General features: G+C 58.9%; 15 protein-coding genes. 11 read left to right on the top strand and 4 right to left on the bottom strand.

The features are described 5' to 3' along the window. Positions 1–104: 104 nt before the first annotated feature. Both J4721_RS18000 and J4721_RS17995 read right to left on the bottom strand, forming a co-directional pair. The gene (locus J4721_RS18000; protein WP_040104431.1) at positions 105–542 is read right to left on the bottom strand and encodes an ion channel; all 438 of its coding nucleotides are present in this window, start codon (positions 540–542) and stop codon (positions 105–107) included. Between the two features lie 89 nt (positions 543–631). Further along, positions 632–1105, bottom strand: a complete 474-nt coding sequence (locus J4721_RS17995) for a rhodanese-like domain-containing protein (RefSeq protein WP_024099405.1) — start codon at positions 1103–1105, stop codon at positions 632–634. Positions 1106–1293: 188 nt separating this feature from the next. Here J4721_RS17995 and J4721_RS17990 point away from each other — a divergent pair, with 188 nt between their 5' ends. The 7 genes from J4721_RS17990 to ccmI all read left to right on the top strand — a co-directional run bounded on the left by J4721_RS17990 (position 1294) and on the right by ccmI (position 7982). Next, entirely contained in the window at positions 1294–2016 is a 723-nt protein-coding gene (locus J4721_RS17990) for a response regulator (protein WP_058123704.1), read from the top strand. Then, entirely contained in the window at positions 2016–3482 is a 1467-nt protein-coding gene (locus J4721_RS17985; RefSeq protein ID WP_024099404.1) for an ATP-binding protein, read from the top strand. The genes J4721_RS17990 and J4721_RS17985 overlap by 1 nt, the downstream gene beginning before the upstream one ends. Then, positions 3418–3723, top strand: coding sequence for an SHOCT domain-containing protein (locus J4721_RS19815; RefSeq protein WP_233486461.1), 306 nt, complete (start codon positions 3418–3420; stop codon positions 3721–3723). Before J4721_RS17985 ends, J4721_RS19815 begins: the two co-directional genes overlap by 65 nt. A gap of 65 nt (positions 3724–3788) precedes the next feature. Continuing rightward, complete coding sequence (locus J4721_RS17975; RefSeq protein ID WP_096873523.1) at positions 3789–5789, top strand: heme lyase CcmF/NrfE family subunit; 2001 nt, start codon at positions 3789–3791, stop codon at positions 5787–5789. A gap of 8 nt (positions 5790–5797) precedes the next feature. Beyond that, complete coding sequence (locus J4721_RS17970) at positions 5798–6364, top strand: DsbE family thiol:disulfide interchange protein (RefSeq protein WP_024099401.1); 567 nt, start codon at positions 5798–5800, stop codon at positions 6362–6364. Beyond that, complete coding sequence (locus tag J4721_RS17965; RefSeq protein ID WP_024099400.1) at positions 6361–6834, top strand: cytochrome c-type biogenesis protein; 474 nt, start codon at positions 6361–6363, stop codon at positions 6832–6834. Before J4721_RS17970 ends, J4721_RS17965 begins: the two co-directional genes overlap by 4 nt. After that, complete coding sequence (gene ccmI / locus J4721_RS17960) at positions 6831–7982, top strand: c-type cytochrome biogenesis protein CcmI (RefSeq protein WP_096873522.1); 1152 nt, start codon at positions 6831–6833, stop codon at positions 7980–7982. The genes J4721_RS17965 and ccmI overlap by 4 nt, the downstream gene beginning before the upstream one ends. Positions 7983–8010: 28 nt before the next feature. Here the strand turns inward: ccmI and J4721_RS17955 are convergent, their stop codons facing one another. Further along, positions 8011–10245, bottom strand: coding sequence for a protein-disulfide reductase DsbD (locus J4721_RS17955; protein WP_247656197.1), 2235 nt, complete (start codon positions 10243–10245; stop codon positions 8011–8013). Positions 10246–10424: 179 nt separating this feature from the next. Further along, positions 10425–10727 carry a DUF2933 domain-containing protein gene (locus J4721_RS17950; RefSeq protein WP_058123700.1) on the bottom strand — a complete coding sequence of 101 codons (303 nt, stop codon included), beginning with the start codon at positions 10725–10727 and terminating at the stop codon, positions 10425–10427. A gap of 156 nt (positions 10728–10883) precedes the next feature. Here J4721_RS17950 and J4721_RS17945 point away from each other — a divergent pair, with 156 nt between their 5' ends. The 4 genes from J4721_RS17945 (at position 10884) to J4721_RS17930 (ending at position 13817) form a co-directional block, all read left to right on the top strand. After that, positions 10884–11444: a L,D-transpeptidase gene (locus J4721_RS17945; RefSeq protein WP_058123699.1), complete on the top strand. Its 561-nt coding sequence runs from the start codon at positions 10884–10886 to the stop codon at positions 11442–11444. A gap of 28 nt (positions 11445–11472) precedes the next feature. Further along, positions 11473–11931 carry a cytochrome c gene (locus tag J4721_RS17940; RefSeq protein ID WP_058123698.1) on the top strand — a complete coding sequence of 153 codons (459 nt, stop codon included), beginning with the start codon at positions 11473–11475 and terminating at the stop codon, positions 11929–11931. Positions 11932–12303: 372 nt separating this feature from the next. Then, positions 12304–12897: a cytochrome c gene (locus J4721_RS17935; protein ID WP_058123696.1), complete on the top strand. Its 594-nt coding sequence runs from the start codon at positions 12304–12306 to the stop codon at positions 12895–12897. Between the two features lie 2 nt (positions 12898–12899). Continuing rightward, positions 12900–13817 carry a cytochrome c gene (locus J4721_RS17930; RefSeq protein ID WP_058123695.1) on the top strand — a complete coding sequence of 306 codons (918 nt, stop codon included), beginning with the start codon at positions 12900–12902 and terminating at the stop codon, positions 13815–13817. Positions 13818–13859 lie beyond the last annotated feature (42 nt).

Genomic DNA, 13859 nt, shown 5'->3' with positions numbered 1-13859 from the left:
GCAACGCGGCGCTCACTCAACCGTTCCACGGGGAGGTCAAAGGACCGATATCAGGACGCATTTGACGCTGACGCCCGGTTCATGTCCGACGCGCGTGGCGATTTTCAGTCATCTTTCGCCTTCTGCCAGACTTGCTGGCAGGCTGAGTAAAGAAACGTCGCTGACCAGGTCAGCAACATGAAGCCCAAAAGCGATTGCAGCATCAGCAACAGTCGAAAGGGCCCGACCACCTCTATGGACGAATAGCCAAGGGTCGAGAACGAGATGCCCGTAACATAGAGAACATCCTGAAACATCGGCGGGCTGTTGCTGAACGATTGCGGCAGAACGCTTGCCACCACCATCGTGTTGAACACGGCGAGCGTCACAAGTTCCAATACGTGCAGCAACAGCAACGCGGAAAACGTCAGGATGATCCGAAAGCCGGAGCCATCCGACCGCTGCGGGGAAAACTTCAGAATGCCCGACAACGCATAATGATGGACAATTCCCATCAGGATCGCCGCGCATATTCCGACAAACATGGCCATCAACTCGGTCATACCCCCAAACCCGTCTTCCTATTCAAACAGGTCAATCTGACCATACATCAGGCTTTTTAGCACAACTGGACCGATTGATTCTTCACAGGTCAGGCCAACGCGGGGGGCAACCCGTTCAGGGCGACATCCACCGGAACGGTCGGCAAGTTCGATGCGATCCAGCCAGGCCCTTCGCCTGATCCCAACATCCCTTCCGAGATATCGGCGTAGCCCGAATAACCAGCTTGTCTTAACGCTCGAAGCAGCGATGCGGAGCGTCCGCCAGTGGCGCAGATCAGTCCAACGGTGCGATCACCGCTCAGTTCCTTCGCCCTGAACAATCGGTCCGGAAAACCGGACGCGTGCATGCTTATCGGCCATACACCAGCACCTACGCCGGTTTCTTGCCACTCTTCGCGCGTTCTGACATCGATGATCCGCGCCGTATCCGATAGAAGCGCGTCAAAGGCATTCTCTGCCGACCAGACAGATCGGCTCTGCGCCAGCAGCGGTGACGCCGTGACGGTCAGCACCGTCATATGAGCACCCAGAATGAAACGGCGCCGGTTCAAATCAAGAGCCATATTCGAAAACCTCATCCTTTGATCGGTTGCGATCCCAAAGGTCACATAACATGCCAGCAACGCTACCCGGGAGCACGACACGGTGCAGGCACAGATTTGTATCCATCTGTAGCAAGGGACTGACCTGATACAAATGGCTACAATTCTGCCCATGAAACACGATGCAACGATGATTTAGGAAAGACACCATGGGACCGCCACCTCATATCCTTATCGTGGATGACCACGCACAGATACGTGAAAGCGTCGCGCGCTTTCTGGAGAAGAACGGAATGCGCACGACCGTCGCCAGGGATGCCGTGGAGATGGATGCCAAGCTGGCCACCGGTCACTTCGACCTGCTCGTGCTCGATGTCATGATGCCGGGCGAGGACGGTTTGTCGGTTTGCCGCAGACTTGCGCCAGAAGGTGATCTTCCGATCATCATGCTAACGGCGCTTGGTGAGGAAACGGATCGGATCGTGGGGCTGGAAATCGGTGCGGACGATTATCTCGCCAAGCCATTCAATCCACGAGAACTGCTCGCCCGCATCAAGTCGGTTCTTCGGAGAAGCAACCGCGACGAACCCGTGGCCGGAACCCTGGCTGGGAGGAAGATTTGTTTTGCGCACTGGATACTGGATACCGACCGGCAGGTGCTGATTGACGAGGCCGCAACCGAAACGCCATTGACGACCTCCGAGTTCAAATTGCTGGCGGTCCTGCTGGAACGCGCGAGGATGGTGCTCAGCCGTGACCAGTTGCTTGACCTGACCGCTGGTCGGACGGCAGGCCCGATGGATCGCACCATCGACAATCAGATCAGCCGCCTCCGTCGCAAAATCGAGCCGGATGTATTGCGACCGAGTGTCATCAAGACTGTGCGGAACGGCGGATACTGCCTGGCTGCCGATGTCGAGGATGCGCCGTGATGCGCCGTGCGATGAGATCTCTGAGCGGCCAGTTGATCCTGCTTGTGGTCGCGGCACTTGTCGTGGCCCAGGCGATCAGCCTGTTCCTGTTCGCTGACGAGCGCAGCCTGGCCATCCGTGCTGCTTTGGGGTTCGAGGCTGCTGGACGCGCAGCGAATGTGGCGCGGTTGATCGAAGAGGCCCCGTTGGACCTGCAGAATTCCATCCTTCGCGCGGCAAATTCACCACTTATCCGGTTTGATCTGTCAGACGCTCCGAGTGTGGAACACACCAGTCATTCGCATGGCGACCTTGTTGAAGGGCGTATCCGTGCGCTAATGGACGATAGCTACAGCCGCGATATTCGCGTTGAACTGCACGAGATCGAGGGCGAATTGAGGCCCTTGCCCAATCTTTCTGACGAAATGACGGAAATGCATCTCGCGATGATGCGCGGAGAGTTGACAGCGGTTGAAATGAACCTGTCGATCGCCATTAAGGGAGCGCGTTGGCTGAATGTCGGAACGCGGTTCGAGCGTCCACCAATCCAATGGCCTTTCTATTCGATGCTGACCTTTGGAATTTCCGCCGGACTGCTTTTGGTGGCGATTTTCTGGTTTGTCATGACGCGCCTGACGCGTCCTTTGCGGCACCTGTCGAAGGCCTCGGACCATCTTGGCCGGGGCGAGGATGTGCCTGAATTGACCGTCGCAGGGCCGACCGAGGTCAGGGATCTGACCGTCGCCTTCAACCGCATGCAACGACGGCTGACCCGGTTTGTCAGTGATCGGACACGGATGCTCGCAGCGCTTGGTCACGATTTACGCTCGCCGTTGACTGCTATGCGTGTCCGCGCGGAGCTGGTTGACGAAGAAGAGACGCGGGACAGCCTCATCGCATCGGTCGAAGAGATGCAGAGTATGGTCGAAGCGACGCTCACCTTTGCACGGGGCCTTACCGGATCAGAAGGCTCCGAAGTGGTCGATCTGCGCAATTTTCTGGACAGCTTGTGCAGCGATATGGCGGCACACTGCACCTTTGCCCCGAGTGATGATGTTGCCGTGCGGCTTCGACCCAACGCGTTCCGAAGGGCACTGAGGAACTTGCTTGAGAACGCCGTTCGCTACGGTGGTGCCGCAAAAGTCAGCTGGGCGACCCACGGTTCGAACCTCGTACTCAACATCGATGACAATGGGCCCGGCATTCCCGTCGACCAGTTGGAAAAGGTCTTCGATCCCTTCTATCGCCTCGAGCAATCGAGGTCTCTGGAAACGGGCGGTTATGGGCTTGGGCTCTCAATCGCGAGGACAATCGTCCAATCCCATGGCGGCGATATCCAGCTGGTCAACCATAACAGCGCGGGTTTGCGCGCTGTTGTCACCATCCCACTGGATGAAAGCGAACTAATCGAAGGAGAAACAGATGAAACTGAAAACGCTCATTCCAACGTTGCTGGCCAGCTTGCCCGCCAGCATGGCGCGAGCTGATGGTCCAGGCTCCTGGACAGGTCACATATGGGGCGGAGGCTATGGCTTTATGGGCGGCTTCATGATGCTCGCCTTCTGGGGCGCCGTGATCGCATTGATCGTGTTTCTGGTACTCAGGCTGCGGGACAATGGCACCCGTCCCCCGGACTCGGACGCGCAGGAAGCGCTCCGGCGCCGCTTTGCGAATGGGGAAATCGACGAAGAAGAGTTCCGTCACCGCAAAGCAACGCTCGACGAATAGACCCCGCCGCGGACGCCAAAGCCGTCCGACGCGACGCCCACCGACACTGGATAGGAAAGAACGCCATGTTCCCGGAAATTGGTCACTTCGCACTGGCCCTCGCGCTGGCCCTCGCACTTGTTCAAAGCGTTCTGCCGATTGCAGGTGCATCGCGTGGAAACGCCGTCTGGATGAAATCCGCCCAGGCGACGGCAATAGGACAAGTGCTGTTTGTGGCCATAGCCTTCGCAGCGCTGATGCAGGCCTTCATCGCCAGCGACTTCACCGTCAGGAACGTCGTCGAGAATTCCCATTCGCTCAAGCCGATGCTCTACAAGGTGGCCGGGACCTGGGGCAGCCATGAGGGTTCGCTGCTGCTCTGGATCCTGATACTCGCGGTGTTCGGCGCGGGCGTCGCCTGGTTCGGATCGAACATCCCCGCCGAGACCAAGGCGCGCACCTTGTCGGTGCAGGCGTGGATCAGCGTCGGCTTCCTGTCCTTCCTGCTGCTGACGTCGAACCCCTTCGAGCGGGTGTTTCCGCCGCCGCTCGACGGCAATGACCTCAACCCGTTGCTTCAGGACATGGGTCTCGCCATGCACCCGCCGCTTTTGTATTTCGGGTATGTCGGCTACTCCATCGTATTTTCCTTTGCCGTTGCGGCTCTTCTGGAAGGGCGCGTCGATCCAGCCTGGGCCAGATGGGTCCGCCCGTGGACATTGGCCGCGTGGGTCAGCCTTACGGCAGGTATCGCTCTTGGATCTTGGTGGGCCTATTATGAACTGGGCTGGGGCGGCTGGTGGTTCTGGGACCCGGTCGAGAACGTGAGCTTCATGCCCTGGCTTCTGGGCACGGCGCTGCTGCATTCCGCCATCGTCACCGAAAAGCGCGACGCGTTCAAAAGCTGGACCATCCTGCTTGCCATCCTGACTTTCTCGCTTTCACTTCTCGGCACGTTCATTGTCCGATCCGGCCTGCTTACCTCCGTGCATGCCTTCGCCGTCGATCCAGAGCGCGGGCTTTACATTCTGGGTCTGCTGGCCGTGTCCATCGGTGGGTCGCTGGCGCTCTACGCCTGGCGGGCGCCCGAAATGGAGCCGGGTGGTCTGTTTCGCCCGATCAGCCGCGAAGCCGGGCTGCTCGTGAACAACCTCATTCTGGCCGCCGCTACGGGAACGGTCCTGTTCGGGACGCTTTATCCGCTGATCCTCGAAGCTGTCACCGGGGACAAGATCTCGGTGGGTCCACCTTTCTTCAACGCGGCCTTCATTCCGATGATGCTGGCGCTGGTCGTGTTCATGGGTCTTGGTCCATTCCTGTCGTGGAAGCGGGCTGATATCGCCGGTTTGCTCGATCGCATTCGGTTCGTGGCCGTGCTGGCGGTCATCGCAGCTTTGGCCGCATGGTATCTTCTGAACGGTGGGCCGATCATGGCCTATCTTGCCATCCTCGGTGCAGCGTGGCTGCTTTTTGCAACCCTACGGGAATGGGCGCTACGCATCCGCCTGTTCGAGGTTCCCCTTGCGGAGAGCGCGAGACGCGCGCGCAACCTCCCACGTGCGTCACACGGCATGACGCTTGCCCATGCCGGGGTCGCCGTTTTGATGATGGGGATGATCGGCTCGACCGGATGGAAAAGTGAGGAGATCGTCTTTGCCGGCCCCGGGACCGAAGTCACGATCGCCGGGTTCGACATCACCTTCGAAGGGGCCGCAAAGGTTCAAGGGCCGAACTACATCGCGGATCGCGGCACCCTTGTGGTGCGTCGGGATGGCGAACTGGTCACGAAGCTGTTCCCGGAACGGCGGTATTACCCGGTCGCGGAAAGTCAGACGACGGAGTCGGCCATCCGGTCCACATTGGCGGGTGATCTCTATACGTCGATTGCAACGCCGGCCTCCGATCAAGTGAACAACGCCGGAGCCTGGACCCTTCGGATCCTCTATGAACCGCTCGTCAACCTGATCTGGATCGGCTCGATCTTGCTGGTGATCGGTGGCTGTTTGTCCTTGTCGGATCGCCGTTTGAGGGTCGGGGCGCCGCGCCGCGCCAAACAGCCAGCCAGCGATGCTGTTCCTGCGGAGTAGGAGAGAAGATGAAACGTCTCACTGCCGGGCTGCCGTTTATTGCGGCGGTCATATTCGGGGGGTTTTTTCTCTGGGGGCTCAATCCCGACCGGGATCCCAATGAGATCCCTTCCGTCCTGATCTCGCAACCGGCCCCGGCGTTCGATCTCGATCCCGTGCCGGGGTTGGAGACACCCGGCCTGGCCCGAAGCGATCTTGTCGGCAACGAACGACCGGTCGTGGTCAATGTCTTTGCGTCCTGGTGCGTGCCCTGCCGCGCGGAACATGCCGTGTTGACACGCTTTGTCGAACGCGGGGGCATGCGGTTGTTCGGCATCAACTACAAAGACAAACCAGAGGATGCCGTGAAGTGGCTCAATGACCTCGGCAATCCCTACGAGCGGATCGGGTCCGACCTGTCGGGCCGCACCGGGATCGAATGGGGCCTGTCAGGCGTGCCGGAAACCTTCATCGTCGATGGCGGTGGTACCGTTTTGTTTCGCTATGTCGGGCCGGTCGTCGGTCCGGACGCCGTCGAACGGTTCACGCAAGCCCTGAAGCAAGCAGGCGCACTGCCAAATGGAGCAGCATTATGAGACAGTTGATTTTCGCGTTTTGCATCGGGCTCTTTCCCTTTGCCGCCAATGCGGTCGAACCGGACGAAATGCTGAGCGACCCGGTATTGGAACAGCGTGCGCGGGAGATTTCCAAGGATCTACGATGCGTCGTCTGTCAAAACCAGGACATCGACAGCTCGAACGCGGGTGTGGCGCGGGACTTGCGTCTGCTCGTACGCGAGCGACTGGTCACCGGAGACGCTGACACCGAGGTGATCGAATACATTCGGGCGCGGTACGGGGATTACGTGCTGCTGAAGCCGCCTCTGGAGCCTGCGACCTACGCGCTTTGGTTTGCGCCGATCGCTTTCGTCCTCATCGGGGTTTTCGTTGGTGGTGGGGTACTGATGAGTCGGCGAAAGCAAGAGGCATTTGAAGATTTGGGCTCGGAGGATGAAAACACCGTGTCCGAAATTCTCAGACGAAACGAAGCGGGGGATGCGTCATGATCTGGGGTATTTTCGGTCTTCTGACGCTGCTCGCAGTCGGAATTGTCCTCTACCCGCTGCTGCTGTCCAAATCGAACACTCTCACCAGAGGAGATGCGGTACCGGCGATCCTTGCCGATCAGATGCGGGAAATTCAACGAGACATGGACCGCGGTTTGATTTCTGAACAGGAAGCTCAAGCAGCCAGACTCGAAATCAAGAAACGGATCCTCGCGACGACCCGCAATTCGGGAGAAAAAACCGGATCATCCCGCAATGGCGGCAGAGTCACTCTCGTTGTCGCGGCGGTCCTCGCGCCGGTTATTGCCGCGGGCTACTATCTGACAATGGGATCGCCTGAGGTGCCTTCAATGGCCTTCGCTGCCCGTGCAGAGGAGCGCGCACAGACTGATGAAGTGATGGCGCTTGCAATACAACTTCGCGAAAGGCTTGTATCCGATCCGACCGGCGGCCCCAGCGAAGGGTGGATGCTGTTGGGCCAGACCTATCAGCGCATGGGCAGAACAGTTGATGCTGTCGAAGCATTTGAAGTTGTCGCCAAACGGGAGGATGCCACCTCCGCGACATTCTCTATGCTGGCGGAGGCTGTCGCGGTTGCCAATGATGGCGTTGTTATTCCACGGGCGAAATTGGCCATTGATCGCGCTTTGGAACTTGACCCATCCAATCCTGCGGCAACCTATTTCGAGTCTCTCTACCATCTTCAAAAAGAAGAGACGCGTAAGGCCTACGATCTGCTCGTTTCCCGGCTGAACCAGGAAAAGACGTTCGTGCCCTGGATGGAAACATACGTTTTGCAGATCAACCGGATTGCAGCGGCCGCCGACCTCCCGGTCGTCGATCTACCCAGCGGGCCGACATCACAACCCGGCCCGAGTGCGGCAGATGTTGCGGCGGCGTCAGAGATGAATGACGCGGACCGCGCGGAGTTCATCCGCTCGATGGTCTCGCGGCTGGCTGGGCGTCTTGAGGATGAACCGGAAGATCTGGATGGTTGGATGCGGCTGGCAAACGCCTATACCGTCCTTCAGGAGCAGGATCGCGCCATTGAGGCCTACCGTAAGGCTGAAGCGCTGTTGGAGCAGCAGCCCGCCAATGATCCTCGGCGTGCGGCGGTCCGCGCTGCGCTCGAGCGGCTCGGCGGCTGACTGCTGGTCGGTGTCCCGCCCGGGCAGATCACTCCTGTCCGGCAACCTTTGCGGAAACATCTCGACCGCTGGCTTGCGCCAAGGCGTCCATCACGTCTTCGGTCGTAAGCAATTCGGACAGCACAATGCCGTTTGGTGCCGACGGTCCATAGACGGCATTGAAAGGGATGCCATATCTGCCGAAACTCTCAAGGTAACGGGAAATGCGCGCGTCCGGGCGTGTCCAATCTGCCTGCATCGGCGTGACGCCTGGCGCGTCCAGCGTACTGCGGACCGGCTCCCGGTCGATGACAAGTGTCTTGTTCGCTTTGCAAGTCAGGCACCAGTCAGCTGTTACATCGACAAAGACGACCTCTCCTGCGGACACGCGTTTCGCTATGTCCGAACGGTCAAATGCGACCCAAGCCAACGCCGATTGCGACCCTGCACGGGCAGGCGCTGATTGCTGCAGGAGAGGACCCGCGGCAAGAGCCAGAACAAGACTGGCCGTGGCAATAGACCATCTGAATTGGGACTGCACATTCGGGAGGGACAAGATCAGAACGGCGAGACCGGAAGACGCCGCGACCGCGATGACGGAGGCCAGCCCGGCGACACCGTCGAGCACCCAGAACAGCCAAACGGCGGTTGCAAGCAGCAAGATCCCCATCAAGCTCTTGACGATCAGCATCCACCGGCCAGGTTTGGGCATGAACGCGACCAGACGCGGGAACGCGGCGATGACGAGATAGGGCAGGGCGAGGCCGAGCCCGAGGCTCGTAAAGACGATGAGAATGTCCACGCCACGCCCGGCCAAAGCAAAGGCCACCGCGGTGCCGAGGAACGGTGCCGAACAAGGCGTCGCCATGACGGCACCGAACATGCCGGTGAAAAAGTCGGCGGAATATCCGCTCCGCCCTCCGGTATCTGCAAGCCTTGTCTGCATGCCTTGTGGAAGGGCGAACTCGAACGCTCCGAACAGATTTGCCGAAAAGACGAGCAGGGCTGCGATCATCACCGCAAGAAATAGCGGACTTTGAAATTGCAGCCCCCACCCGACGCTGAGCCCTGCCGTCTGGAGCGCCCAAAGGATGAGCGCCAGACCCCACATGAACGTCATGATGCCAGCGGCGGCTGCGACGAAACCGAACCGGACACGGGTTGTGTCGTGATCTGTGTGTTTGAGCACAGACGACACCTTGATGGACAGCACCGGCAGCACGCAGGGCATCACGTTCAGGATCAATCCACCCAGCAGCGCGATCACGGCAATCCAGAGCAGTTCCATCATGTCCGGTGTCGTGGCGGCCAGTTCGAAGGGCGGTGCCGTACGTCGCGCCACGCGATCCGCAATCACGGTGAAGGCCCGGTTCTCGCCATCGGTGACGGTAATCGACGGCGCCACCGTCACATCCGTATTCGACGAGAGGATCGGCAAGCGCGCCCAAAGCAAATGATCCTCTTCTCCCAAACGTATATCGGGTTTGCCAAGCGCAACACCGATACCCAGTTCGGGAAACACATCCGGCGACTGGAGTGGTTCATCGACGCGCAGATTGACGATCAACTCCGTGAGGTCTTCGTCGATGAAGGCATTTGCCTCGCTGACGCCACCCGCCTCGGCTCCTTCGGGGACGCGCTCGGAAAACGTGCCAATCAGCCCAGCCGCAGTGCTGTCGATGTCGTTGCCGCGTCCGAGGCGAAGTGACAGGTCAAACTCTTCCGGGACACAGACATTGGAGCACACCAGCAGTTTGACTTGCGCGGAAAGAGTCACAGGTGCGCCGGGATCTTTGAGCGTTATGCGCAGCGGAAAGACGACTTCACCCGCATAACCAAAATTTTCGATGCCGAAGGCGGTGAAGCGTGTCGGGGAAGGCCACATGAATTCGACATCTGCGACGTTTTCGGAACCGCTCCATTCGACCGAAGGCGGTATTCCCACCTCTCCTGGCGACCGCCAATAGGTCTTCCAGTTTTCGTTCAGTTGGAGATGAAGTCCGGCGGAAAGAGTCTGCGTGTTCTTGGAAACACCGTCCTGTGCCGTGATGAGATGCGCCTTCAGCGGAGAGCTTTGATACGCGGCTGATGTCTCCGCCGAGCCACTGCCAGAGGAAAGCGCCAGGATCAGTGCGGGCAAAATCAGAACCCGGCGCAGTGTCGACAGGGTTTTCGCCAAGGATCCGCTTCCTTCCCTTAAAGCCGGCTCGGGTTGAATCTGCACCCGGAACTTTGTCTCAAAGACCGCCGACGGCAAAGCCTTGTCGACCATCAGAACAAACAACACGCGCTACGTCGACAGAGGACGAGGATATCAACCGACACCCGTCGGGGAGGATGATCGATGCCTGCTTGGTGGAAACGATGACCTCCCGCTCGGGACAGTCTTCAAGACTTGCGGCGCATCCGCCAAGCGTTGTAATCGTCAGCAACCATGCGCTTGCTCGCATTTTCCCGCGCAAATTATCGCCTGTTGCGTGCAACCACGGGAATCGCAGAAGGCACGGACACGGGTGTTTCTTCGATACTGCCTTTCTCTTCGTTCGAATGGCACGACTTTCCCATAAATTTGTGCATCACGAGATGCGCACCGACGCAAAGCAGGAGTGGGGCGAAAGCCGCTGCATTGCCCCACATGCCCGCCAATGTGCCGCCGGCAAGAAAAAATCCCGCAATGGGCAGCAGCATGACGACGCAACACGCCATCATTCCGTAATGCATGAGCCTGTCCGTGATCGGCTTTTTTCTGTGGTTTTGGTGGTCCATGACACCCTCATTGTCTCGTTCTTCGCGCCATTTGCGACCCTCCAGCAGGGTAAGGTCAAGGATACAAATGGATACACTTCTCGCGGCCTTGTCAGGTTGCCTGATGCCGGGTCTCCCGTAAAAGAGATGCAACAAACCCGAGGCTAGGAGTGTGTCATGACGACATTGCGAAACAAAAAGATCAATCGACGAAGCCTATTGGGGTATGCGGCTGTCGCTTTGGCTGCACCAAGCGTGGTTCGAGCCGAAACCATTCGCCGCAACATTTCTTCTTTCCGAGTTCATGACTGGCAAGACCACTTCGACGCACTCGGAAAGGGGATCATCATCTCCGATACCGTGACGAAGTCGCTCCAGCATTGGACATCAGATGGCGAGATGCGGATCTACCCAACTTCCGTTCCGCTGACCGACGAACTCACCAAACGCGGTTACACCGAAGTGGTGGAAAAACGCAAAAACCCCAGTTGGGCGCCAACGCCCTCCATGCGGGAACGCAATCCGGAATGGCCGGCTCGTGTCGAGGGGGGTGATCCGGACAACCCCTTGGGCACTCGTGCACTGTACCTGTCGTGGCAGTACTACCGTATTCACGGGACACAGGATACGCGCAAGATCGGCCGTCGGTCGTCAAACGGCTGCATCGGTTTGTTCAACAAACAAATCGAGGAGGTCTATGAGCGCATGCCTGTCGGCACTCAGGTCAAACTCATCTGACACAACGGGCAAGACGGAAGACACAAGCATGGATAAATTGACCGCACTTATCGCAGCCGTAGTTATAGCTGGCGGGGGAGTTGCAACTTGGCAGTTCATTTCTGCGGAAGATACAGCGATGGGTCATTCCATGACGCCTCCTGACACGAGTAAGATAGAAGCAGGCGACCCAATCGTTCAGGTCCAACTGCCGGCAGAATTCTCGGAGCAAGCCACGATTGGGAAAACCATATTCGAGGCTAAGTGTTCCGAGTGCCATGGAGCAAACGCAGCGGGACAAAACGGGATTGCCCCGCCTCTTGTGCACAAGATTTACGAGCCAAGCCACCATTCAGACATGGCCTTTGTTCTGGCCGCTCAAAATGGCGTGCGTGCGCATCACTGGAAATTCGGTAATATGCCAAGGATCGAAGGACTGACACAAGGAGACGTCAAGATGGTTGCCGCCTATGTCCGCGAACTACAGCGGGCCAACGGGATTGACTGATGCGTTGGTCGAAGACAAACCGATGGATTCTGTCGATCGTTTTCGGCCTTTTCCAAGTGGTTCTCGGAGTGCCTGAGGCGCCAGCGTTTCATGGTGAAGCGTCCTTGGCGCAAGAATTTCACGCTCACGAAGATGTAGGGTCATCGACGAACGAGGCCTCTGGCCACTGTCATCCGGGACTCGATTGTTCTGTCACGGCTGTGGTGTTTCTCCAGCCAAACGTGGTTTACGAGCCTCAGTTGCTGACGGCTGTCATGCAAGACGCCGCGACCCAACTAACAGAGTTGCGCTCCACCAGCGATCCTCCACCGCCACGACGGTGGGTCTGATTTCACATCGCTCGAAAAGCAGACCCAAAGAAGGATCCAAGACATGAAGAAGACAACTATCACAGCGGCAGTGTTGATTGCAGGAACCGCGGTTGCGGCATTTGCGCATAGCGGTGCCACGGGCATCGTAAAGGAACGCATGGATGCCATGGCCGCCATGGGAAAGGCAGTCAAAACCGTAGCCCCGATGATGCGGGGTGAAACGGCCTATGACGCAGAAACAGTGGGCGATGCAGCGCGCCTGTTCCAGCAGCACGCCGGCGAGAGCATGACAAAGCTGTTCCCGGAGGGCACGGGGGGCATGCCCTCGGAAGCCAAAGACGAGGTGTGGACCGATTGGGACCGCTTCGCAGCATTGGCAAGTCAGCTGGAGGAATACTCTGAGGGCCTGGAACGCGCAGCCGACAATGGGTTAGGCGGCATGGGTGGCAATACCTCCACGGATGGCGCCTCGATGATGGGCGGCGGATCCATGATGGGAAGCGATACAACCATGATGGGCGGGAGCGCGATGATGGGCAGAGGCGGCATGATGGATGCCGCCGCCATTTCCGAAATGCCCGCCGACGCGGCATTCGCGATGACGACCCAGGTCTGTTCCGCATGCCATGAACGCTTCCGGGCGGAAGAAGACTAACCATGCGCCGGTTTTTGACACTCGTCAGCGGGGTCGCCGTGCTTGGCACGGCCGGCCTCGGCGCTGTTATTGCATGGCCTGTCGGCAGTGCAGTGACTCCGATTGCAACAGAGGGCAATGTCGACCGGGGCGCATATTTGGCGCGCGCCAGTGGGTGCATTGCCTGTCATACCAATTTTGAAGCGGGCGGCGCACCACTTGCCGGAGGGGCGCCGCTCGAAACCCCGTTCGGAACGTTCTATCCGCCCAACCTGACGACCGACCCCAAACATGGCATGGGCGAATGGACGGCAGAACAGTTCGCAAAAGCCGTGCGGCAGGGGATCGGCCCCGATGGAACGCCCTACTATCCATCTTTCCCATATACGTTCTATGCGGATTTTTCTGACCAGGATATCGCTGACCTCTGGGCGGCGTTTCAAACCGTGCCGCCCGTGGACGAACCTGCACCAGAAAACGATGTCAGCTTCCCATTCGATCAACGATGGGGGCTGAAGCTCTGGCGAGCGGCGTTCTTCTACGATCCGGATACCGAACCGGTTGAAGGGCGAAGCGGCGCATGGAACCGCGGACGGGAATTGGTGCGCGGTGCGGCACATTGCGGAGCCTGCCATACGCCGCGCAATCTTGCAGGAGGTCGCGATATCGGTGCTTCCTTTGCAGGCAACGCCCAGCTTCCCGGTGGCAGCAAGGCACCCGCGATACGGCCAAAAGACCTGGCCAAAAACGACTGGACGGTTTCAAACCTCGCTTATGCGCTCCAGACCGGCATCACCCCTTCGGGCGATGCTTTCGGCGGCAGCATGGCGGAAGTGGTTCGCGAGGGAACTCGGTTTCTGACACCTGCCGATCGCGAAGCGATGGCGCTTTTCCTGCTGAACAAGGACACGGTCGAGGCGGAGAACCCCGCTTCGAACTAACATCACGCGGGGGCAACAAGCCCTCGCTTTATCGAGGATCGA

The sequence above is a fragment of the Phaeobacter sp. HS011 genome (genome assembly GCF_018101215.1).
Taxonomy (GTDB): Bacteria; Pseudomonadota; Alphaproteobacteria; order Rhodobacterales; family Rhodobacteraceae; genus Phaeobacter; species Phaeobacter inhibens.
This window is presented reverse-complemented; position numbering and strand designations above follow the sequence as displayed.

What these genes read in the sequence shown, in the direction of transcription:
- J4721_RS17970 (WP_024099401.1), top strand. Translation starts at nt 5,798, where the DNA reads ATGAAACGTCTCACTGCCGGGCTGCCGTTTATTGCGGCGGTCATATTC.
- J4721_RS17940 (WP_058123698.1), top strand. Translation starts at nt 11,473, where the DNA reads ATGGATAAATTGACCGCACTTATCGCAGCCGTAGTTATAGCTGGCGGG.
- J4721_RS17965 (WP_024099400.1), top strand. Translation starts at nt 6,361, where the DNA reads ATGAGACAGTTGATTTTCGCGTTTTGCATCGGGCTCTTTCCCTTTGCC.
- J4721_RS17985 (WP_024099404.1), top strand. Translation starts at nt 2,016, where the DNA reads ATGCGCCGTGCGATGAGATCTCTGAGCGGCCAGTTGATCCTGCTTGTG.
- J4721_RS17975 (WP_096873523.1), top strand. Translation starts at nt 3,789, where the DNA reads ATGTTCCCGGAAATTGGTCACTTCGCACTGGCCCTCGCGCTGGCCCTC.
- J4721_RS18000 (WP_040104431.1), bottom strand. Translation starts at nt 542, where the DNA reads ATGACCGAGTTGATGGCCATGTTTGTCGGAATATGCGCGGCGATCCTG.
- ccmI (WP_096873522.1), top strand. Translation starts at nt 6,831, where the DNA reads ATGATCTGGGGTATTTTCGGTCTTCTGACGCTGCTCGCAGTCGGAATT.
- J4721_RS19815 (WP_233486461.1), top strand. Translation starts at nt 3,418, where the DNA reads ATGAAACTGAAAACGCTCATTCCAACGTTGCTGGCCAGCTTGCCCGCC.
- J4721_RS17990 (WP_058123704.1), top strand. Translation starts at nt 1,294, where the DNA reads ATGGGACCGCCACCTCATATCCTTATCGTGGATGACCACGCACAGATA.
- J4721_RS17950 (WP_058123700.1), bottom strand. Translation starts at nt 10,727, where the DNA reads ATGGACCACCAAAACCACAGAAAAAAGCCGATCACGGACAGGCTCATG.
- J4721_RS17945 (WP_058123699.1), top strand. Translation starts at nt 10,884, where the DNA reads ATGACGACATTGCGAAACAAAAAGATCAATCGACGAAGCCTATTGGGG.
- J4721_RS17935 (WP_058123696.1), top strand. Translation starts at nt 12,304, where the DNA reads ATGAAGAAGACAACTATCACAGCGGCAGTGTTGATTGCAGGAACCGCG.
- J4721_RS17995 (WP_024099405.1), bottom strand. Translation starts at nt 1,105, where the DNA reads ATGGCTCTTGATTTGAACCGGCGCCGTTTCATTCTGGGTGCTCATATG.
- J4721_RS17930 (WP_058123695.1), top strand. Translation starts at nt 12,900, where the DNA reads ATGCGCCGGTTTTTGACACTCGTCAGCGGGGTCGCCGTGCTTGGCACG.